The 21,772-nt window shown below is 72.5% G+C and carries 17 protein-coding genes; 4 read left to right on the top strand and 13 right to left on the bottom strand.

Annotated features, from left to right (window positions below; translation table 11 throughout):
• Positions 1-24: 24 nt before the first annotated feature.
• Positions 25-1,407: a sigma 54-interacting transcriptional regulator gene (locus tag WME83_RS40325; RefSeq protein WP_437315030.1), complete on the bottom strand. Its 1,383-nt coding sequence runs from the start codon at positions 1,405-1,407 to the stop codon at positions 25-27.
• A gap of 659 nt (positions 1,408-2,066) precedes the next feature.
• Between WME83_RS40325 and WME83_RS40320 the strand changes: the two genes are divergently transcribed.
• Complete coding sequence (locus WME83_RS40320; RefSeq protein WP_437315029.1) at positions 2,067-3,833, top strand: protein kinase domain-containing protein; 1,767 nt, start codon at positions 2,067-2,069, stop codon at positions 3,831-3,833.
• Positions 3,834-4,010: 177 nt separating this feature from the next.
• Here the strand turns inward: WME83_RS40320 and WME83_RS40315 are convergent, their stop codons facing one another.
• The gene (locus tag WME83_RS40315; RefSeq protein ID WP_437315028.1) at positions 4,011-4,613 is read right to left on the bottom strand and encodes a hypothetical protein; all 603 of its coding nucleotides are present in this window, start codon (positions 4,611-4,613) and stop codon (positions 4,011-4,013) included.
• A gap of 132 nt (positions 4,614-4,745) precedes the next feature.
• Here WME83_RS40315 and WME83_RS40310 point away from each other — a divergent pair, with 132 nt between their 5' ends.
• From WME83_RS40310 to WME83_RS40300, 3 genes are all read left to right on the top strand, one after another.
• On the top strand, positions 4,746-5,708 hold the full coding sequence (locus WME83_RS40310) for a hypothetical protein (protein ID WP_437315027.1): 963 nt from the start codon (positions 4,746-4,748) through the stop codon (positions 5,706-5,708).
• 359 nt (positions 5,709-6,067) lie between these two features.
• Positions 6,068-7,261, top strand: coding sequence for a Kelch repeat-containing protein (locus WME83_RS40305; protein WP_437315026.1), 1,194 nt, complete (start codon positions 6,068-6,070; stop codon positions 7,259-7,261).
• A gap of 93 nt (positions 7,262-7,354) precedes the next feature.
• Positions 7,355-8,254 carry an alpha/beta hydrolase gene (locus tag WME83_RS40300; protein ID WP_437315025.1) on the top strand — a complete coding sequence of 300 codons (900 nt, stop codon included), beginning with the start codon at positions 7,355-7,357 and terminating at the stop codon, positions 8,252-8,254.
• A gap of 65 nt (positions 8,255-8,319) precedes the next feature.
• Here the strand turns inward: WME83_RS40300 and WME83_RS40295 are convergent, their stop codons facing one another.
• The 11 genes from WME83_RS40295 to WME83_RS40245 form a co-directional block, all read right to left on the bottom strand.
• Entirely contained in the window at positions 8,320-8,574 is a 255-nt protein-coding gene (locus tag WME83_RS40295; RefSeq protein ID WP_437315024.1) for a PDZ domain-containing protein, read from the bottom strand.
• 487 nt (positions 8,575-9,061) lie between these two features.
• On the bottom strand, positions 9,062-10,660 hold the full coding sequence (locus tag WME83_RS40290) for an FAD-binding oxidoreductase (RefSeq protein ID WP_437315023.1): 1,599 nt from the start codon (positions 10,658-10,660) through the stop codon (positions 9,062-9,064).
• Positions 10,661-11,078: 418 nt separating this feature from the next.
• Positions 11,079-12,647, bottom strand: coding sequence for a SulP family inorganic anion transporter (locus WME83_RS40285; RefSeq protein WP_437315022.1), 1,569 nt, complete (start codon positions 12,645-12,647; stop codon positions 11,079-11,081).
• Between the two features lie 94 nt (positions 12,648-12,741).
• The gene (locus WME83_RS40280; RefSeq protein ID WP_437315021.1) at positions 12,742-13,410 is read right to left on the bottom strand and encodes a carbonic anhydrase; all 669 of its coding nucleotides are present in this window, start codon (positions 13,408-13,410) and stop codon (positions 12,742-12,744) included.
• A 659-nt stretch (positions 13,411-14,069) separates the two neighbouring features.
• A complete protein-coding gene (locus WME83_RS40275; RefSeq protein WP_437315020.1) occupies positions 14,070-14,495 on the bottom strand; it encodes an HIT family protein in 426 nt (141 codons plus the stop codon).
• Between the two features lie 110 nt (positions 14,496-14,605).
• Positions 14,606-15,547 (bottom strand): hypothetical protein, encoded by a 942-nt coding sequence (locus WME83_RS40270; RefSeq protein WP_437315019.1) that lies wholly within the window; start codon positions 15,545-15,547, stop codon positions 14,606-14,608.
• A gap of 98 nt (positions 15,548-15,645) precedes the next feature.
• Complete coding sequence (locus WME83_RS40265) at positions 15,646-16,593, bottom strand: hypothetical protein (RefSeq protein ID WP_437315018.1); 948 nt, start codon at positions 16,591-16,593, stop codon at positions 15,646-15,648.
• 283 nt (positions 16,594-16,876) lie between these two features.
• Positions 16,877-18,355 carry an AI-2E family transporter gene (locus WME83_RS40260; RefSeq protein WP_437315017.1) on the bottom strand — a complete coding sequence of 493 codons (1,479 nt, stop codon included), beginning with the start codon at positions 18,353-18,355 and terminating at the stop codon, positions 16,877-16,879.
• On the bottom strand, positions 18,352-18,900 hold the full coding sequence (locus WME83_RS40255; protein WP_437315016.1) for an HIT family protein: 549 nt from the start codon (positions 18,898-18,900) through the stop codon (positions 18,352-18,354). Before WME83_RS40255 ends, WME83_RS40260 begins: the two co-directional genes overlap by 4 nt.
• Before the next feature lie 177 nt (positions 18,901-19,077).
• A complete protein-coding gene (locus tag WME83_RS40250; protein ID WP_437315015.1) occupies positions 19,078-19,698 on the bottom strand; it encodes a hypothetical protein in 621 nt (206 codons plus the stop codon).
• 194 nt (positions 19,699-19,892) lie between these two features.
• Entirely contained in the window at positions 19,893-21,698 is a 1,806-nt protein-coding gene (locus WME83_RS40245) for a 30S ribosomal protein S1 (protein ID WP_437315014.1), read from the bottom strand.
• Between the last annotated feature and the right edge of the window lie 74 nt (positions 21,699-21,772).

The raw sequence follows: 21,772 nt of genomic DNA, 5'->3' as shown, positions 1-21,772 counted from the left end.
GCCCCGGGGCGGAGCGTCCGCGGATCACCCCTCCGCGTCGTCGTCGTCGCCGGCGACCTCGTCGGTCGCCGAGCGCCGGCCGAGCCAGCGGCGGAGCTGGGTCCGGTGCACGCCCAGCGCGCGGGCCGTGCGCGCCACGTTCCCGCCCTCGCGGCGCAGCACCTCCTCGATGACGTCGTCGGCGGGCAGCGCCGCCGCCCGCCGCGCCGGCCGCTCGCCGGCCGGGGGCAGCGACGACCGCCGGCCCCTGTCCGAGGGGTGCTCCGAGATGCCCGCCTGCGCCGGGGCGAAGGCCTGCCCCGCCGAGGGCGACAGGTGCCGCGCCTGGACCACCGGGCTCTTCTCGATCTGCGCCTCCTGCGCCGCCGCGCGGATCTCCGCCATCAGCTCCCGCACGTTTCCGGGCCACGCCCGCACGAGGCACGCCTCGATGAGCGAGGCGTGGGCCACGGGCGGCGCGCCCGCGTCGCCGCGCTCGACGGCGGCACCCACGCTCCGCAGCGCCGCGTCCACGAGCCACGGGACCTCCTCGGGCCGCTCGTGCAGCCGCGGGATGCGGACCGCCGGCTGCGCGATGCGGAAGAAGAGATCCTCGCGGAGCTTCCCTGCGGCCACCTGCGCGCGCAGGTCCTTGTGGGTCGCCGACACGAGCGCGAAATCGACCTGCACGGGCCGCGAGGCGCCGAGCGGGATCACCTCCTTCGCCTCGAGCGCGCGGAGGAGCTTCGCTTGCACCCCGAGATCGAGCTCGGCCACCTCGTCGAGGAAGAGGACCCCGCCGTTGGCGGCTTGCACGTACCCCTCGGAGTCGGCCGCGGCGCCCGAGTACGCCCCCTTCCGCGCGCCGAAGAGCAGCCGCTCGGCGAGGCCGTCGGGGATGGCGGCGCAGTTCACGGCGACGAACGGCCCCCCGCGGCGCGGGCCGAGGGCGTGGAAGGCCCGCGCCGCGTGCTCCTTGCCGGTCCCGCTCTCGCCGGTGATGTGCAGCGCGGTCCCGAAGCGCGCCGCGCGATCGACCGCGTCCCACGCGCGGGCGAGGGTCGGCCCGAGGATCGTGCCGCCGGCCGTGGAGATCCCCGCCCGGAACGGCTCCACGTCGGCCTGGATCACGAACACCGACGAGCCGGTGCGCACGATGCGCAGCTCGTCGCCCGCGCGCGCGCCGGTCAGCGGCACGCCGTCGAGCGAAGTTCCGTTCCGGCTATCAAGGTCTTCGACCTCCCACTGGCCCTGGTTCCAGCGCACGCGCGCGTGCCTGCGCGACATCCGCAGGTCGTCCAGGGGGACACCCCCGACCTCGCCGCGCCCGAGCTCGAGCTCGCCGTCCTTGAGCGGGAGGACGTCGCAGCGAGGGCAGTCCACGGAGAAGACGAGCACCAGCCCAGGCGTCGGCCTCCTGGAACGCAAGCGTTCCGAGGCCGTTCCGAGCGAGTCGTCCAGGGTTGTCCTGGGTGCGGTGGTGGACTCCACGTCGCCGTCGAGTGTAGCGCGGACCCGCAGCGATGAGGAACCTCCTGAGGGAGATCGTCCTCGGGACACGTTGTCCGACAGCGTGGAGCCCTTCCTACCGGAGAGCGCCCACAGGGCACGTCGTCCGACAGGGCAGCGCTCTCCCTACCGAGGAGCGACCCAGGGCGGGGCGTCCAACAGCATGGGAATCTTCCTGATGGGGTCGCGCGGAGGCTGCTCCCCCCGCCGGCGCTTTGACGTGCGCCGGCGGGGAACCTGGCCGGTCGCCGGTGATGAGGAGTCGCGGGCAGCGCGCTGTCGCAGGGATCGAGTCGATGAACCCGGCATCGAAGCCCTGGAGAGGACCGGGGAGGGGCCTCGCTCCCGCTTGCCATGTTCCGGTGCAAATTGCCCCAGCGTGACCGATGCGCGTGCCCGATTCCCCTCGAAAAATAAGGATTCTTGCTTTATTTGCCGCGAAAGGTCGCGGCTGAAGGCCGAGCTCGCCGCCGGCGGCGCGGGCGAGGGGGCGTTGGCCGGGGATTTCGTCGCTGCAGCGACGGCCGAGGCCGGGGAAGGGGGGATGGTTCGCCGCTTGCTTTCGTGGAGGTCGACCCATGAACGGCGAGCACCACGTCCCCGGCCAGAGCAGAGCGATCGCCCGAAGAGGCGATGCGAGCACGGGGGGGGTCTCGTCCTGCGTCCGCGGGCTGCCGAAGCGCGAGCGCGCCGTGGGCGAGGTCCTCGCCGGCAAGTACCAGATCGTGGGCCGGCTGGGCGCCGGCGGCATGGGCACCGTGTGGCGGGCGCGCAGCTTGTGGCTCGACGTCGACGTGGCGATCAAGGTGCTCCACGAGGACCAGTTCGACGCGCACGCCGCAGAGCGCCTGCTCCGGGAGGCGCGCGCGACGGCGAGGCTCGGACACCCGGCGATCGTGCGCGTCTTCGATTTCGGCGAGACCGACTCGGGTGAGCCGTTCCTGGTGATGGAGCTCCTCGAGGGGACGTCGCTCTCGAACTGGCTGGAGGCGAACGGCCGGATGCCGGCGGAGCAGGCGGTCCAGATGCTCTTGCCGGTGGCGTGCGCGCTCGCGGCCGCGCACGCGCAGAGCATCGTTCATCGCGACATCAAGCCCGCCAATATCCTCGTCGTGCCGGACGGCGCGGGCGGCCATGTCCCGAAGGTCGTCGATTTCGGCATTGCCAAGCTGGCCAACGCGGTGAGCCCCGCGATCACGCAACGAGGGATGATCGTCGGCAGCCCCGAGTACATGTCGCCGGAGCAGGCCGACGGCCAGCTGGAGGTCGGGGAGCAGACGGACGTCTGGGCGTTCAGCGTGGTGCTGTACGAGCTCATCACCGGGCAGCGGCCGTTCACCGGGGAGACCCTCGGCGCGGTGATCTCGGCCATCTTCAACAAGGAGCCGGTGCCGACGACGCAGCTCGGCGCCGGCGACGAGGAGCTCTGGTCGATCCTCCGCCGGGGTCTGGCGAAGTCGCCGGCCGAGCGGTGGCCCAACATGCGGTCGCTCGGCCGCGCGCTGGCGTCCTGGGCCGTCGAGCGCGGCGTCACGGCGGACGTGGCGGGCACGTCGCTCGCGCACCAGTGGCTCGCGCGGGGGCCGGAGTCGCCGCTCACCGCGGAGCGGCCGGCTCCGGCCTTCGCGACGACCGGCGTCGCCGGCGCCGTGTCCGGGCCGAAGGCGGCGGCGCCGCGCCTGCGCGGCGCAGGGAAGACGCTGGTCGCGGCGGCCACGCCTGCCGGGCGCCGGGGCGGCACCATCAAGATGCCCGAGGGCGTGCCGGCCGCTCCGATCGGGCTCGCGCCCCCGCTGCGGCTCCAGAAGGCGCTGCTGGTGGGGGTGCTCGTCGCCTTCGTCGCGCCGGTGGTCGTCGTGATGGGCCTGAACCTGCGGGGCGGGAGCGCGAGCGCGGGCGCCGCGCAACCGGTGGTCGCGGCCGCAGCGCCGGTCCTCGAGCCGGGCGCTGCCTTGGCGCTGCCGGGGGCGACCCCGGCCGCGCCTCCGGCCGACGTCGTGTCTGCCGAGGGCGGGGGGCCGCGCGCGAGCGCCCTCGAGATGGCCGCGCGGCGCGCGCCGGCAAGCAAGCCGCCCGCGCAGCCGGCCGAGCCGGCCGATCCGTGGGACGATCCGGCCGATCCTTGGGGCGAGCTGGCCGACCCGTGGGACGAGATCGCGCCGCCCTCGGCGCCGGCCGAGCCGCCCGCCCAGCGGGACGAGGCGCGCCCGCAGCGGGACGAAGCGCGCCCGCAGCGGGCCGAGCCGCGTCGGCAGCGGCCCGAGCCGCGCGCGCAGCGGGCCGAGCCGCCGCGTCAGGCGCCTCCGTCCACGTCCATGCCGCTGCCGGCGGCGCCCGATTTCTGAGGTGGTCATGCGCAATCGTGGGGTGAAATTCCGCGCCGTTCGCGCCTCGGGCGACCTGCTGATCCTCCTGGTCGCGCTCGCCGCGGCGCCGCTTGGATCCGGCGGCTGCTCCGCGCTGATCGGCGCCGAGCTGTCCGACAAGGACGAAGCGGCCGAGGACGCCCTGGGGCCCGAGGATCAGGCCGGCGACGGGGGCGGCGGCGGCGCTCTCAGCCGGAGCAGCGGCACGAGCGCGAGCGGCGGCGGGAGCACCGGCGGCCCGGAGGGCGCGACGAGCAGCGCCAGCGGCGGCGAGGGCGCCAGCGGCGGCGGCGAGGGCGCGACCAGCGCGGCCAGCGGGGGCGGCGCGGGCGCGACGAGCAGCGCGGCCGGCGGGGGCGGCGCGGGCGCGACGACCAGCGCGGCCGGCGGAGGCGGCGCGGGCGCGACGACCAGCGCGGCCAGCGGAGGCGGCGCGGGCGCGACGACCAGCGCGGCCGGCGGGGGCGGCGCGGGCGCGACGACCAGCGCGGCCGGCGGGGGCGGCGCAAGCAGCGGCGGCGGCGAGAGTGCGAGCAGCGGGAGCGGCGCGGGCGCGAGCGGCGGCTCGAGCCCGAGCGGCGGCGGCCCGGGCGAAAGCAGCGGCGGCCCGGGCCCGAGCGGCGGCGGCCCGGGCGAAAGCAGCGCAAGCGGCGGCAGCGAGAGCGCGAGCAGCGGGAGCGGCGGCGCTGGCGGTGCCGGCAGCGGGAGCGGCGAGGGAGGCGGCGAGAGCAGCAGCTCGGGCGGCGAAGCGCACTGCAACGCCCATTTCGCCGATTGCGACGGGGACCCGGCGCACCATTGCGAGACCAACCTTTGGAACAACCGCAATCACTGCGGCGCTTGCGACAACCGATGTCCGCACGGCAAGCACTGCCGAGAGGGGGAGTGTCGATGAGGACGCATTCTCCTGCGCGATCCAGGCGGACGCTCGTCTCCGTCGCCGCGGCGCTGCTCCTCGCCGCGGCCCCGCTCCCCGCGGCGGCGCAGGGCAAGGGGGATGTGGCTGCGGCGCGCGTGCTGTTCGTCCAGGGGGCGAAGTTCGCCCGCGAGGGGCGCTGGGAGGAGGCGCGGGCGCTGTACGCCCGGTCGCTGGAGATCAAGGCCACGCCCCTCACGCGGTACAGCCTCGGCGTCGCGCAGAAGGAGACGGGGCGCCTCGTCGACGCGCTCGCCAGCTTTCGCGCCTTCCTGGCCGAGCCGGCGACGCCGACGACCGCGCCCTACGTCGGTCCGGCGCGCGAGGCCGTGGCGAAGCTCGAAAAGCGCATCGGCCGCGCGACGCTCGCCGTCGCGCCGGGCAAGGTCGACGGGCTGGCCCTGGCGCTGGACGGCAAGCCGGTGCGCGCGGCGCCGGGCCAGGTGCTCGAGCTCGACCCGGGCGACCACGAGGTCGTGGCGAGCGCTCCGGGGTACCGCGCCGCGGCGGCCCGGTTCAGCGTCGCCGCCGGCGGCTCGGTCGAGGTCCCGCTCGCGCTCGCGCCGGCCGCCGCCGGGGCCTCGCGGGCCTCGGCGGCCGGGGGCGGTCTGCCTCCCCTGGCCGAGGCTTCCGAGGGGCCGAGCCGGACGCTCCCGGTCGTCGTGATGGGCGTGGGCGGCGCGCTCTTCGCCGGGGGCGCCGTCCTCGGCCTCTCCGGCTTGAAGCAGGCGAGCGACGCGCGATCGGGCACGGGCTCGGACGCGAGCTCGGCGCGGGCCAAGGGGATCGTGGGCGACGTCCTCGGCGGGGTCGGCATCGCGACCGTGGGCGTCGGGCTCTACTTGCTGCTCAACGAGTCAGCGCCGAGCCCCCCCAAGGCGGGCTCGGTGACCCCGTGGCTGAGCGCGTCGGGCGCGGGCGTCGAAATGCGGCTCTGATCCGCATCGCCCCGCGCCGCGGGGCCGCTCGCCCTGCTCTCTTCCTTTCTCCCCCGTGCCCTCTGCGCCTCTGTGTTTCTTCTCTTCTTCTCACGCCAGGAGACGCGTCCCTGGCGCGCCTGTCCGTGGGGCGTTGCCGCGCGCAATGCCTGAGCGTCGGAATCGTGCGTAATCTTGTGCAAGGTGCGCAAGCCATTGCCCGGCTCCTCGGCGGCGCGCATTCGATGGGCGGTGCTCGATTCTTGTTTTGTGGGATCGATCTGCGTAGCCTATCCTCGGCGAGCTCAAATCAGCGGTCGCCGAGCGAATGTTTCGAGCGGTGCGCCATCGAGCGGACTCGCCGCTGGAGGGTAGGGGGTATGAAGAATTTCCTGGCACGGGGCGTGTCCCGTTCCGTCCGTGGGGGGCGCCTGGGCGGCCTGGCGCCCGACGCGGCTCGCGCGCGCAAGCCGTCGCGGCACCTCGTCGTCGCGCTGGCGGCGATGACGGTCGTTCTGTTCTCAGCCGAAGCCTGGGCTTCCGGCACGTGGACCAAGCGGGTCACGTCCGGTCCGGCGCCGACGGAGCGCTCGACCCCCGCGGTCGCCGCGATCGGCGACGCCGTTTACCTGTTCGGCGGCATGAAAGACGACTTCTCGACCTTCGAGAACACCTTCTACAACGATCTCTATCGATTCGACACCGCGCTCGATTCCTGGGAGCTCCTCGAACCGGCGGGGGACCTGCCGCCGCCGCGTGTGTTCGCCGGCGCGGCGGCCGACGAGTGCAATGGCGTCATGCTGGTGTTCGGCGGGGCGACGTACAGCCCTGACTTCTCCGACTTCGTCGCGTACGACGATCTCTGGGCGTACGACGCCGACGCGGACGCCTGGATCGAGATCCACCCCGAGAACGCCGGTCCGGTCGGCCGGTCCCGCCCGAACGTCTGGTTCGCCGGCGGGAAGTTGTATGTCTTCGGCGGAGTGACCAGCGCCTTCGAGTTCATGAACGATCTCTGGGCGTACGATCTGGGATCGAACCGGTGGAAGGAGCTCGTGCCCGCCGGCGCTCCCGGCTCGCCGCGCGGCCGGCACGAGGCGATGGCGGGGACGGCGCCGATCCGGGGCAAGCTGACGCTGTACGGCGGCGAGACGATGGGCGCCGCTGGCTTCGAGATGCTGGACGATACCTGGGAGTTCGATCTGCGCACCCGCCGGTGGACCGAGGTGACGCCGCGCGCGCGGCGCGACATCACGCCGCCGCGCAACTACGGCGCCGCGGCCGTCATCGGCTGGGACCTGTACCTGCAAGGAGGCGACGTGTCGGGCGGCTCGTCGGGGTGCGGCGCGCCGTTCGAGCAGAACCCCGTCGAGGAGCTCTGGCGGTACAGCGCGATTCAGCGGAAGTGGACCAAGCTGTCGCCGGGCGGCGATCCGCTGGTCAGGCTCAAGCGACATGTCGCCGCGGAAGTGAACGGCACCATGTACCTGTTCTCGGGGTGGGATTTCGCCTGCGACGGCGGCGTGGGCCCCGGTCAGCTCTGGAACCACGACGTCTATTCGTTCGATCCCTGAGCGGGGCAGGCGACCGCCACGCCGCCGGCGGGCGCGCCGCGCTACCCGGCGGCGGCGCGGGCATGGTACTGCGCCCGCATGCGCTCGCTCGCGATGGTGCTCTCTTTGGCCGCGCTCCTGGCCGCGGGCGCGCCCGCTTCGGCCAGCGGCGACGGCGCCGTCCAGCCTGCGGCCGGCGCGCCCTCGGCGGGCGCGCCCTCGGCGGACGCGCCCTCGGCGGACGCGCCCTCGGCGGACGCGCCGGCGCCGCCGCAGGCCGCGGCGGCGGCGCGGTGGTGCGCGCCGGAGCTCGCCGCGCTGCCCGGCGAGGTGTGCGCCTTCCTGCCGGCCAAAGCAGCGCCGGGCCCCCGCGTGCTCGTGATCTACCTGCACGGCGTCGTTCAGCCCGATTCGGGGTGGCAGTGGGCGCAACAGCGGGGCGCCGCGCGGGCCGGCGCGCGGCACGGCGTCGCCGTGATGATGCCGCGCGGCCGCAGGGGGATCGGGCCGAAGACGATGGAAGACTGGTGGTGCTGGCCCACCGCCACCGCGGCGCAGGCGGCGCACGAGGACGCGCTGCTCGCCGAGTGGGACGCGGCGCGCGCGGAGCTCGAGCGGCGCGCGGGCGGGCGCTTCGAGCGGGTGCTCGTGTTCGGCTTCTCGAACGGCGCGTACTACGCGACGTCGCTGGCGATGCGCGGGCGGCTGCCGGTCGACGGCTACGCGGCGTTCGCGGGCGGCTCGGGCGCGCGCTACCTGGAGCGGGCGGGCGCGCAGACCAAGGTGCGCGCGCCGATCTTCGTCGGCTGGGGCGGCAAGGACCCGGCGCACCGGGACCAGGTCGCGCTCGCGAAGATGCTCCGCCGGCTGAAATGGCCTTCGAGGTCGCTCGGCAAGCCGCGCGCGGGGCACGCGATGACCGACGATCAGGTCGATCAGGCGTTCGCCTTCCTGAGCGGCAAGCGAGGCGGCGCCACGGCGCCCGCCAGGGGGCGCGGCGCTCGAGCGCGCTGACGGACGCGCCGTCCGCCCTGGGGCGGGGCCGCTCGATCGCGCCCGCGGCGGAGGCGAGGGCGCGGTCAGCCGCCGCCGGGCCGGCCCTGCTCCGCTGCGCTGGCCGGCGCGGACGCCGGAGCGTCGTCGGCCGGCACCTGGAGCATCGCGTAGTCGATCGTGGTCTCGTTGCGCAGCACGGTGAGCACCACCATGTCCCCGGGCGCGCAGGCGCGCAGGTCGCTCTCCAGCCCCGTCATCGAGTGGACCGGCCGCCCGTCGACGGCGAGGATGACGTCGCCCGGCTCCAGCAGGGGGGATGTGAAGCTGCGGATATCCATGCTCGCGATCCTCACGCCGTCGCCTGCGGTCGGCTGGATCGTGAGGTGCCACGGCGCCGGGACGACGGTCGCCGTCGGCGCGGGGTTCGACGGCTTCTCCCGTCGCGCGGTCTCCGCCGGGCTCGCCGACACCCCTGCGCGCGGCTGCGCGGCGTCAGCGCGCGGCGCGTCAGCGCCAAGCTGCGCGCCGTCAGCACGCGGCTGCGCGGCGTCTGCGGTCTGCGTGGCTTCGACGCGCGGACAGTCGCCGCGGCACGCGGCTACCGCGAGCGGGACCAGCGGGGTGAGCATGCCGGAGAGCCGCCGAGCCCACCCGCACGCGCCGCGCGCACGGAGGGGTTGATCCCGCTGCTGACTGGCATGCATGGCCCCCGGCGCCCCTTGGCCTCCTGCCTCTCAAGATGCAAAATCCCCACCAGCGATTCTCCGCCGCTGTCCGGGCCGATGCCGGAAATCAGGGAGGAGGTTCGCCTCCGGCGCGCCGCGATCACGCGCGGGCGAGCCGTGGCGCCGGAGCGAAGTGCGCGGGGAACACCCGCTCGAGGAACTCGTTGCGCAGGAGCCCGTCGGGGTCGACGAGCTGCTTCAGTCGGACGAACTCCGGGAGCGCGTGCGCGTACATCGCCTGGAGGTCCTCCGCGGTCGCGTGGACGTTCTTGACCAGGTAGACCCGGCCGCCGATCTCGAGGCTGTGCGCGCTGAGCTCGGTGAACCGCAGGCGGATGCGGCGCACGCTCTCGTCATCGCTGCCCGCGAACGCGACCGTGACCGCGAACCCGTCCGTCCCGTGGTTCGCCGAGAGGAGGAACCGGTCGCCCTGGATGTGGAGCACGTCGAGCAGCATCGGCGGGATTCCGTCCCGGGTCGCGATCTCGTCGATCCTGTTCAGGAAGCCGGCGAGCCGCCGCAGGCTGTCCTCCCGGGCGCCCGGGTCGTAGGGGATCATGAAGGTCTGCTGCGCCGTGATCATCGGCGCGCCGAGGGCCTGCCCGATGCGGTTCGCGAGCACGTTGCCATCCATGAAGAACAGATAGCCCATGAGCTCGTCGACGTTCGGGCGTGAGACGTCGAAGACGAAGCGGTCGATGATCGTCCAGACGGCCTGGCTCACGACGGACGCGCGCATCAGCCACTCGATCGGGACGCGGAGCGGGTAGTTGCGGCGATGGTTCAGCAGCGGGCGGAGCGCGTGCGACGTCCCCGCGACGTACCGCGACCGCATGACCATGCTCCTGCTGCCCTCGAGGGTGTGGAAGGCGATGGAGAAGAGCGCTTCGGGGAGCCACCCCTCCTGGGCCGCGCTCCCTCCCTCCTCGGGCAGGAGCTGCTCGGCGCGCGGGAGGAGCGCCGCGGCGAGCTCCTCGAGCGATCCGCAGCGCGTCGCCTCGGTGACGACCCGGATCGGGGTGCCCGCCGGGGCGACGCGCGCGACGCGGTACGTGACGTCGATCACCGCGCCGAGGTAGCCGAGGCCGCCGATCACCGCGTGGAACAGCGCGCTCGTCCCCTCGTCGCGGCCGAGGGAGAGCAGCTCCCCGTCGAGGGTGAGGAGCGTCAGCCGCTCGACATAATGCCCTTCCTTGCCGCCGGTGCTCGAAAAGCGAGAGAGGCAGTCTCCGGAGACCGTGCCTCCCGCGGTGGCGTGGCTCGTCGAGACCACGGTGTACGGCACGAACCCGCGGGCGGCGAGCTCACGCACGATCGCTCCCCACGTGGCGCCGGCGCCCACGGTCATCCGCGCTCCCTCCTCGTCGATCTCGATGGAGGTGAAGCGCGTCATCGAGATCACGATGTCGTCGTTCAGCGCTTGCCCGTCGAACGACTGCCCCCCGGCGCGGAACGTGATCCTGCGCCCCGTCCGCTTCGCCATGCGGAACAGCACCCGGAGCTCCTCGATCGACGCCGGCGTGTACAGGTCTCCGCACGACTGCTGCAGCCCGCTGTAGCCCTGGAGCAGGCAGAGCGGCTTTCGAGGGATCTCCTCGAGCCGCGGCGGCGGCGGCGCGCCCCCGACGTAGGCGAGCCCGGCGTCCCCGGCCCCTCGCGCGGCTCGGCGGGGCGATCCGCTGTCGAATCGAGCGACCACGATCAACCCGAGGAGGGAGGGAGGGGAGCCTTGTCCATCGTGTCGACCGGTTCGAGGGCTGGGCGCATCGTGCGCAGCGTCGCTCGAAACGGGCCAGGCGGGCAAATTCGCGCCCCTCATCTGCGCTGCGCGGTGCCTCGGGGACGCCTCGTCTCCCGTCCCCGTCCCCGTCTCCCGTCTCCCGTCTTCCGTCTGTCGTCTCCCGTCCCCGTCTCCCGTGCGCGTCTGCGTGCGCGTGCGCGTGCGCGTGCGCGCTAATTCCGGGGAATCGCGCACGCGCACGCGCACGCGCACGCAGACGCGCACGAAGACGGGAGACGGGAGACGGGAGACGGGGGACGGAGGGGAAGGCGGGAGCGGAGAACGCTAAACGGGGACGAGACCTGGGACGATGTCCCCGTCCCCGCTCAGAACCGCTCTACAACCCGCGGATCTCGACCTGGATATTCCGCCGGGCCGCGGTCTGCTGGAACCGGCGGATGAGCTCCGCGACGTCGTGGTCGACGTAGGACGCCCCCTGGGCGTCGACCACCACGTGGGTGTCGCTCGGCAGCCGCTCGAACAGCGCCACGAGCTTGCCCTGGGTGAAGAAGTAGGCCGCCTTGTTGAACCGGATCGTCACCCGCGCCCCCTCGTGGATCACGTCGAACACGCGGGACATCTGCGTCCTCAGCACGAAGAGGACGCCGACCGCGAGGCCGATGGCGATGCCCTTCAGGAGATCGGTCAGCACGATGGCCACGATCGTCACGACGAACGGGACGAAGTGGTTCCAGCCGAGCTTGCGCATCTCCGCGAAGATCGCGGGCTTGGCCAGCTTGTAGCCGGTGACGAGCAGGATCGTCGCGAGGCACGCGAGCGGGATGTGCGAGAGCAGCCCTGCGGCGAAGACCACCGCGAGCAGGAGCAGCGCGCCGTGCGTGAAGGCCGAGACCCGCGTGCGAGCGCCGGCGTTGGTGTTGGCGCTGCTCCGGACGATGACCGACGTGACCGGGAGACCCCCGGCGAACCCGGAGATCATGTTGGCGACGCCCTGCGCGACGAGCTCCCGGTTCGGCGGCGACTTGCGGTGCCACGGGTCGATCCGGTCCACCGCCTCGAGGTTGAGCAGCGTCTCGAGGCTGGCCACGATCGCCAGGGTCACGCCCAGCACCCAGACCTCGGGCCGCGCGATCGCGGACCAGTCCGGCAGCTGGAGCGCGCTGGTCAGGTCGCCGGTGGGCAGCGTCACGAGGTGCTTCTGCTCCAGGGCGAGCGACGGGACCGCCACCTTGAACAGCTCGTTGCCGAGCGTGGCGACGAGCACGGCGACGAGCGGCGCGGGCAGCCAGGAGATCTTCGCCAGGCGCGACTTCTCCCACCCGACGAGGATGGCCAGGCAGACGGCGCTGATGAGGAACGCTCCCCACTCGATCGCCTGCGGCGCCTGCGCCAGCATCGTGAAGGTGTTGCCGCCCTCGGCCTTGAACGACTCGGAGGCGAAGTTGTCCTTGTCGTAGCCGATGGCGTGGGGGAGCTGCTTCAGGATGAGCAGGACGCCGATGGCCGCGAGCATCCCCTTGATGACCGAGGAGGGGAAGAAGTGGCTGATCGCGCCGGCCTTGAGCACGCCGAGCCCGAGCTGCAGCGCGCCGCCGATGACCACGGCCAGCGCGAACGCCTGGAAGCTCTGCAGGCTGGTGATGCCCGCGAGCACGATGGCCGCGAGCCCCGCCGCCGGGCCGCTCACGCTGAGCTGAGCGCGGCTGATCAGCGGGATGACGAGGCCGCCCACGATCCCGGCGACGATGCCGGACAGGAGGGGGGCCCCGGATGCGAGCGCGATGCCCAGGCAGAGCGGCAGGGCAACGAGAAAGACGACGACGCCCGAAGGGATGTCGTACTTGAGGTTCCCGGTGAGGCGCGAGTCCAGCGGCGGCGTGCTGTCCCCGTGCGCCTCCCCCCGGGGCGCGGCCGTGCCTTCTGCTCCAGGGGCGCGAGCACCCATGTGCTCCGACCCGGCGCTGGCTTGGATGGCATTTTGAAGCTGCATCGAAAGGCCCTCTCTTCCAGTAAGTCTTGGGTCAGTGCCAGTGAGGCGCTCAGACCGCGCGCCGGTAGACCGTGGTCTCCGGCAGCGCGGACGGGGGCGCCGCGTCGGCGATGGGCGCGAACTGGCCGCTCGAATGCTCGAACTGGAAGACCTGACCGGTCTCGATCTTGAAGACCCAGGCGTAGAGCGAGAGCTCGCCGCGCGCGAGCCGCGCGCGGATCGTCGGGTGGGTGCGGAGGTTCTCGATCTGGGCGAGGACGTTCTCCTCGACCGTGATCGTCAGGCGGTTCTCCCCCTCGATGTGGGGGTAGTTCTCCTGCACCAGGCGGCGCGTCAGCTCCGCGTGCTGGAGCCACGACTTGACCGCCGGCAGCTCGTCGAGGCCGTTGGGATCGAGCAGCCCGCGCATCGCGCCGCAGTGCGTGTGGCCGCAGACGATGATGTGCTTGATCCCGAGGTGCGCGACCGCGAACTCGATCGCCGCGGACTCGCTGCCGTTGCTCGCGCCGTACGGCGGCACGATGTTGCCGACGTTGCGCACGATGAAGATATCGCCCGGCTGGGTCTGCGTGATGAGGTTCGGGTTGATCCGGCTGTCCGAGCACGTGATGAACAGCGCCTCGGGGCGCTGACCCCTCGCCAGGTGCTGGAAGAGATCCTGATACCCGCGGCAGACATCGGTCTGGAACTTGTGCAACCCGTCAGCGAGCTTCTGCATTTGAACAAACCCTCTCGTTGACCGCGCCGATCCAGCGCGGCAGTCGTCGTGAACACCTCCGGTTTCCAGCTCCTCCGCGACAGGCCGCGAGCGGCCTCGGCCACGGAGCTAGCCGATCAATTCAGGAAACGTGGTGGAGGGCGACGGACGGGAGGGTGGGGGACGGGGGAGGCGAGGCGGGCGGGCCGGAGATCGGCCACGAGGGCGACGCGAGGGCGCCTCGCGCCGTCGCCGGGTACCGAGCGCATCGCGCGAAGCCGGTGGGCCCCGGCACGGACAGACGGCTGCAGTCCAGCGAGATCAACCTGGTCGATCTCGGTCGATCCGGTCCGAAACGACCCCGAAACATCGGAGTTGCTCGCTTCGATGATGCTGATATTCCCCCGTACCAGCGTAAGCGGCGCGAGGATCAGCGCGAAGAGCAGCGCGATCCGAGGGAGGAATGACCGGAGAACCAGCATCGTTCAGGGATGGATAGAGCGTCGGGCGTTGGAACCAGGGGCGAACGCCGTCTATTCCCTAACCTGGCAGCGGGCCCGGTTCGTCGCAAGACGCCACGCGGCCATACCATGTGCGGCAAAGTGTCGCAGTCGGGGACGGACGCCTCGCTCCTGAGCCAGGTCGGCGCCCCGTCCAGATAACCGTTATAGCGACGGAATTCAACCGCTAGCCAACGCCGTCACGATGGCGTCGCGCAGGGCGACCATCTCGTGCTCACCCGCATATTTGTGACGAGGCCAGAAGAAGCCCTTGAGACCGTCTTTCTGACGGCGCGGGACCACATGGACGTGCAAGTGGGGGACGCTCTGACTGACGCGGTTGTTGATGGCGACGAAGAAGCCGTCGGCTGAGCACGCCGACTCCACGGCGCGCGCGAGGCGCTGCGCGGTCGCGAAGAGCGGTCCGACGAGCTCTGACGGAAGGTCGGTGAGCACCTCGTGGTGGGCGCGCGGGATGAGCAGGCAGTGGCCGGGGAAGAGCGGGCGGTGGTCCAGGAACGCGATCGCCTCCGGCTCGTCGAGGACGACGTGGGCCGGCGTTTCGCCCCGGGCGATGCTGCAGAAGGCGCAAGGTCGAGCGGGCATGGCGGCCTCCCGGAGCGATGCCGCGCCGCCTGCCGGGCGTCAACGTCGGCCCGCGGCCAGGCGTGGCGGCGGGCTGTGCAAGGGCGTGGCGCGGCGCGCGGCCGTCCCGATCAGTGGCTCGCGAGGATCTCGTCGATCGACCCGTGACCGGCGGGCTCGCGCGTCCAGTAGTCGAGGAGCCTCCCGCCGGCCGTCATCCAGGCCCGGTCGTAGCGGCCGTCCTGCGACGTGATCCGCACGATGTGGTCGCCGCCGTGGAACGCCCAGTGGCGGCCCGTGTTGTCGAAGTGATCGATGAGCGCCCCCTGCCGCGTCTTCACGTGGAGGGCGTCGGCCGGATCGTCCCAGGTCGTGTCGACGATGAGCTCGTAGACCTGCCAGAGGTTGCCGGACGGGAGCACACCCCAGTCGACGTTGAGCCCGGCGTCGTTCGGCAGCCCGAACACGAAGCAGTGGGGCATGCGCCTCGCCGCGTGCCAGAGGTCGCCGTTGCGGCTCGGCTCGTGGTGGAGCGTCACGAGCGTGTCGCGCGCGAGCCCGAACCCGTCGCTGTCGCCCGGGCTGTCCCACACGCGGCGGAAGAGGTGCTGGCAGAGCTGGTCGGCCCCGGCGGAGAACCCGACCGTGAGCAGGCCCCGCTGCCGGCGCTCGTGCAGGATGCGCCCGAACTTGCCGGGCTCCCCCTCGAACAGGGCGCCGAGCTGCTTGTACCGCCAGAGCCCCGTCGTGCTGTAGCCGCCGCCGAGGATCACCACCTCGGACGACCCGAGGAGGTCCCAGAGCACGTCGACGTCCTGCCGCCGCAGGTCGCTGGTCCAGTAGAACGGCACGTGCTCGAGGCCGAACCGCTCGTAGAACTGGAAGAACCAGCGGAAGTTGCCGTACGCGAACTCCTGCCGCTCGAGCTCGTTGCCGTCGCGGGGCGCCTCCGACATCGGCAGGAACAGGACGCGCTTGTTGTCCCGCCCGCGGAGGGCGCGCTGCGCGATGTAGTCGTTGTGGATGATGTTGCAGCGGCTGTGCGAGCTGTAGATCAGCGCGGTCCCTCTCATCAGGCCGCGCATCTCAGCGGCTCGGCGCGCCCTGCGTCAAGGGGGCGCGCGCGTTGCGCGTGGGCTCGGTCCGCGCCGCCGGCCGCGGCCGGGCGCGCTCAGCCGCGCCTCACCTGCTGCATCTTGCGCGGGACGGCGCCGGAGCGCATCAGCATCTCGAACGCCTCCTTCTCGAGCATCGGGTGCACGCCGCGCGGCGGGACGCCCATCGGGCTCTTCTTCTTCGTGATGAACCCGCTCAGGTACTGCGGGTTGAGCGCGCTCAGGCTCCGGAGCGTGCTCTTCATCTGCTTCGTGTTGTTCGCCCACGCGTAGGCGAACGCCCGCGAGCGGAGCAGCTGCGGCTTGAGCTCGGCGAACGCGTCGTCGTTCGGATCGAACGTCTCGAGCAGCTCGACGGCCTTCGTGGCCTGCCCGGTGCGGGCCCACGCCTCGCCGACGATGGCGGCCATCATGGCGCGGATCCTCGGCTCCTTGTGGCGGGTCATGTCGATCTTGTCGACGAGCGCCCGCGCCTCGTCCGTCTCGCTCAGGATGAGGTGGATCATGCCGCGCTGCGCGCGCGCCTCGTCGGCCATCGGCGCCATCACCTTGTCGAGGTTGATGGTCTCGAGCGTCCGGAGCGCGGCGCGCGGGTCCTCCTGCATCTGGAGCTGCGCCTTCGCGAACGTCGCGGCCGCGTCGTCCTTCTTGAACTCGGTGTCGAGCTTGGCGATCGCGTCCTTGCGCGCCTCGGCGGTGTCGGCGGTCTGCACGATCTGCGCGACGGCGCGCGTCTTGGTCGCGAAGCGCAGCGCCCACAGGATGACGCCCGCGACCACGACCGTGAGGACGCCGGCGGCCACCTTCGGCCAGACCCCGGGGATCGCCAGGGCGATGGCCCAGATGATGAGCGCCGGGATGCCGACGCGGAGGGCGAGCGAGCGCGGGTTCAGCTGGGCGAGGGGGTCGGCCGGCGGCTTTCCGCTGCGGAGCGCGGCGATGGCCTGCTCGCGCTGCTGCTTGGGGCTCTGCTTCTTCGGGGTGGGTTTGCCGGGGGTCTTCATCGAAGGTCGTGGATCGGACGGAGTTGCCGCTTCGCGGGGCGCGGCTCTCATAGCCGGCCTGCGGGGGAGCGGCCAGCGGAGGCGGGCGGACGAGCTGCCCGGCCCCCGGGGAGGGGGGCCGTCGCGAGGGGCGCGCACGGGCTGAACTCGCCTGGGACGCCCTGTGCCCGGCGTGCTGCGCACGCCAGACACAGGGCGTCAATTGGGCTCAGACACCAGCCCGTGCGCGCCCCTCGCGACGGCCCCCCTCCCCGGGGGCCTACGGTCGTGGAAGGGGGGGTGGCTAGCTCGCGGCGGCGTCGGGGTCGCCGGGGCGCGCGGGGGGGTCGCCCTCGGGGGTGGAGGCGGGGAGCGGGGTGACCGCTGGGCGGACCGTCTCGAAGCCGCGCAGCGGCGGGAGCGGCTCGATCGAGGGGGCGACGAGCGCGGCGCCGCGCGTCGGCGGGATCGAGGCCGTCGGGTCGGCGAGGCCGAGCGTGGACTCGCGGAAGTGGAGGAAGACCGTCTGCGCGATCGACAGGCACGGGACCGCGAAGAGCGCGCCGGTGATCTGGAAGAAGTGCTCGCCGATGAGCAGCGCGAGCACCACGAGCACCGGATGGATCTTCGCCGAGTCGCCGATGATCTTCGGGTTCAGGAAGTTCGCCTCGAGCTGGTGGATGCCCACGATCCACGCGAGCACGCCGACCGCCGTGCCGAACGACTGCGTGAGGCCGATGAGGACCGCCGGGATCGAGCTCAAGATCGAGCCGAAGATCGGGATCAGCGACATCACCGCCGCGAGGACCGAGAGGATCGGCCAGTACTTGAGGTCGAAGAGCCAGAAGCCGATCGCGGAGAGGACGCCGTTCACGAGGCAGATGAGGAGCTGCCCGCGCACGACGCCGGACAGCCCCCGGTCGAGCCGGCGCAGGAAGCGATCGAACGAGTCGCGCGAGCTCGGATGCCAGAGCTCGCGGAAGAAGCGCAGGATCTTCTCGTGCGTCAGGATGATGTACCCCGCGAGCATCAACGTCATGAAGAGGTTGAAGATGCCGCGCGAGATCGCGGTCGCGATGGCCTGGCCGATGCGCAAGACCGTGAGCGAGTTCTCCTTGAGGTAGGCGGCCGCCTTCTCGTAGCCCTCCTGGAGCATGTTCGCGCTCGAGAGCGCGTGCTTCGGGCGCGCCGGCGCGATCTGCCAGACGCCGTCGCCGGTCTCGCGGATCTCGACGTCCTCGGCGATGCGCACGTCGAAGGAGCCGTCCGGCCCGGGGACGATGCGGACAGGCGGGCGCTCGAAGCCGTCCTCCCCGGGGGCGGCGAGGGCGCCGGGCGGCGCGTCGACGTCGCCGAGCGCCGGGTCCGGCGCGACCTCGTGCGGCGCGTGGGGCGCGGGCGGCGCCTCCGGCGGCGCGAGCGGCTCGCGGCCGGACCAGCGGCGGAGCCGCGCGTCGAGCGCGGGCAGGTACTCCTCGCGGAGCCGCGCGGCGAGCCGCGGCGCCTCGGCGGTGAGCGCCTTCCCCTCGGCGACGAGCCGCGGGACGCTGAGGGCGAAGAAGCCCGCGACGCCGGAGATCACGAGCGCGTAGACGACGAGGATCGCGGCCCACCGCGGGACGCGCGCGCGCTCGAGCCGGAGGACCGCCGGCGTGAGCACGTAGGCCACGACGAGCGCGAGCACGAACGGGAGCAGCACCGCGTGCGAGACGATGAGCAGCGCCGCCGTCAGGACGGCGCTCACCGTCAGGAACACGGTGCGCCGCGAGGGCCCTTCGCTCACGGCGCCTCGCGCGCGGCCGGGCCCGGGACGCCGTCGTCGACGAGCGACGCGGGCAGATCGGCGAAGAAGCCGAGCAGGTGGTCGCGCGTCGCCTCGAGCGCCTGCGGCACGACGCGCGTGTCGGCGAGCACGGGCATGAAGTTGGTGTCGCCGGGCCAGCGCGGGACGATGTGCACGTGCAGGTGCTCGGCGATCCCGGCGCCCGCCGCGGTGCCGAGGTTGATCCCGACGTTCATGCCCTCGCACCTGAGCGCGGCGCGCAGGCGGGTCGCCGACTCGCGCACGAGGCGGAAGAGCGCCTCGTGATCGGCCGGCTCGAGCGCGTCGAGCGAGGCGACGTGCGCGTGCGGGACCACGAGGAGGTGGCCCGAGGCGAACGGGTAGCGGTTCAGCATGACGAACGCGCGGCGGGTCGCGGTCACGACCAGCCGGTCGCGCTGTTCTTGCTGGGATGCGCGGGGGATGCCGCAGAAGATGCAGTCGGACTGGCCCTTCGGCGCAAGGATGTACTCGATGCGCCAGGGCGCCCACAGGGGGTTGCCCATGTCGCGGAGACGCTAGCACGGCGGCCACGCGCGCGGGACCACCGCCCGTGCTCGACGGCCGCCGCGTCGCCCCCTCGTCCTCATCGCCGCCCGCGCCTCGCGCCGTCCTCGCGCGGCTCGCACGGGGGATGCCCGCCCGGGGACGCCCGCGCTCGGCCGCGGGCCGGGGCGCGAACCTCAGAAGGCGATCGGCGTGGCGGCGATGTCGAACCAGACCGAGAGGGCAAGCCCGGCGGACGTGCCGAGCGCGTCCCAGACGAGGTCGCGGAACGAGGGGGTGCCGTAGCCGGCGGCGTCGAACGCCTCCTTCGCCAGGCCGGCGCCGAGCGCGACCGCGGCCCCCACCGCGATCCGTCCGTGGAGGTCGTCGGTCGCGAGCGCGCCGAGCGCGTACCCGCCGCTGGCGAGGGCGATTGACGCACAGAAATGGCGCGCCTTGTCATCGCCGAACCACGGGTCGGGGTCGCGCAGCGGCGCGTAGGCGCGCGCGAGCGGCCGTTCCGGGAACGTCACACGGGGCAGGCCGCTCGGGAGGCGGGCGAGGGGGTCGCCGGCCGCGGGGCCGGCAAGGGGGCCCGCGGGGCGGGCAAGGGGGCTGGCGGGGCCGGCAAAGGGGCGCGGGCCGGCAACGGGGCCCGCGGGGCCGGCGGCGAGGGGGCCGCCGCCCGCGGGGCCGGCGAGGGGGCCGCCGCCCGCGGGGCCGGCGAGGGGGCCGTCGGCGCGGGCGGGGGGCGCGCCGAGCGCCAGGGCGGCAAGGACCGGCGCGGCGAGGGCGGAGCGCGCGAGGGGGCCTCTCATCGCGGCGGGATCGTCCGCGGCGCCCCGGAAAAAGCAAGAGGCGAGGCCCTGGGGAGGGCCTCGCCTCTCGTCGACATCGGGTCCACACGGCGAGCCGAGCGGCACCGGGGCGCCCGCAGCCCGCCGTACCTTCGGTGCGGCGGAGTGCGCGCCTGGCGCGCGGCCGGATCAGGCGGGCCGCGCGCCGGGCAACGTCACTTCAGGTCGAGCTTGCCGCCGAACTTCTCCTTGATGAGATCGCCGATCGTGCCGGCCACCGGCTTGTCGTCGTCGTCCTTGCGCTTCTGCTGCTGGCGCTGGACCGGGGCGGGGCGCTCCATGCCGATGTTCTTCATCGTCAGGAAGAGCCGGCGGTCGACCGTGTCGAGCGAGGAGATCTCGGCCTTGACCTTGTCGCCGACCTTGAGCTTGCCGTCCTCGGGCTCCTGCACGTCGCTCTGCGAGATGAGGCCCTCGACGCCCTCGCGCAGCCGCACGAACACGCCGTAGTCGACGATGCTCACCACCTGCGCGTCGTCGATGACGCGGCCGGGCGGGTACTCCTGCAGCATGGTCGGCCACGGGTCGTCCCAGAGCTGCTTGATGCCGAGGGAGACCTTCTTCTCGTCGTGGTTGATCGAGAGGATGATCGCCTCGACGTCGTCGCCCTTGTGGTACAGGTCGCTCGGGTTGTTGACGCGCACCGACCACGAGAGGTCGCTCTTGTGGACCATGCCGTCGACGCCCTCCTCGATCCCGACGAAGACGCCGTAGTCGGTGAGCGACCGGACCTTGCCCGCGATCTTGTCGCCGGGGTGGTACTTGTCCGTGAAGAGCATCCACGGATCCGGCTCCAGCTGCTTGAGGCCGAGGCTGATGCGCTTCGCGCGCGCGTCCACCTCGAGCACCTGGCACTCGAGCTCCTGGCCCACCTCGAGCAGCTTCGACGGGTGCTTGACCTTCTTGGTCCAGCTCATCTCGCTCACGTGGATGAGGCCCTCGACGCCCGGCTCCAGCTCGACGAACGCGCCGTAGTCGGTGATCGACATGACCTTGCCGCGGACCTTCTTGCCCGCGGGGTAGGCCTCCTCGGCGTGGTTCCAGGGGTCCTCCTGGGTCTGCTTGAGGCCCAGGGAGACGCGCTCGGTGTCGGCGTTGTACTTGAGGACCTTCACGAGGACCTCGTCGCCGACCTGGAACACCTCGCTCGGGTGGTTCACGCGGCCCCACGACATGTCCGTGATGTGCAGGAGGCCATCGATGCCGCCGAGGTCGACGAACGCGCCGTACTCGGTGATGTTCTTGATGGTCCCCTTGACGGTCATCCCTTCCGTCAACGTCTCGAGCGTCTTGGCCTTCATCTCGTCGCGCTCGCGCTCGAGGAGCACGCGCCGCGAGAGCACGATGTTGCCGCGCTTCTTGTTGAACTTGATGACCTTGAACTTGTAGGTCTGGCCGATCAGCTTGTCCAAGTTGCGGATCGGGCGGAGGTCGACCTGCGAGCCCGGGAGGAAGGCCTTCACGCCGCCGCGGATGGTGACCGAGAGGCCGCCCTTCACGCGCTGGCTGATCGTGCCCTCGATGAGCTCGTCCGCCTCGCAGGCGTTCGAGATCTCATCCCAGACCTTCATCTTGTCGGCCTTCTCCTTCGACAAGGTGACGAGGCCGTCGTCGTTCTCGCGGCTCTCGATGTAGACGTCGACCTTGTCGCCCGCCTTGACGGCGGCCTGGCCCGCGGCGTCCGCGAACTCGCGCAGCGCGATGACGCCCTCGCTCTTGCCGCCGATGTCGACCACGACGGAGTCGCGGTTCACTGCGACCACGGTGCCGGAGATGATCTCTCCTTCACGCGCGAAATCGCCCCCTTCCACGCTCTGTTCGAAGAGCGCGGCAAAGCTCTCCATGCTCGCCCCGGACGAGCCTGCCTCCATATGGATGTTACTAGTCATGTTGTTCGTTCTTGTTTCCTTTCCTTCCCTGGGATTCGCCGCGCGGGCGTAGGCATGGACCCTTGGTGCCACGCACGAGCGGCGGAGGGGCAGGCACACGCGTACCGATGCACCCGGCCCCTCGGGAGAGGCGAGCCTGTAGTCTG

Origin of the sequence: Sorangium sp. So ce385 (assembly GCF_051474135.1) — a bacterium.
GTDB classification, from domain to species: Bacteria; Myxococcota_A; Polyangia; order Polyangiales; family Polyangiaceae; genus Sorangium; species Sorangium cellulosum_D.
Note: the sequence above shows the minus strand (reverse complement) of the source record. Positions and strands in the feature narration are given on the sequence as shown.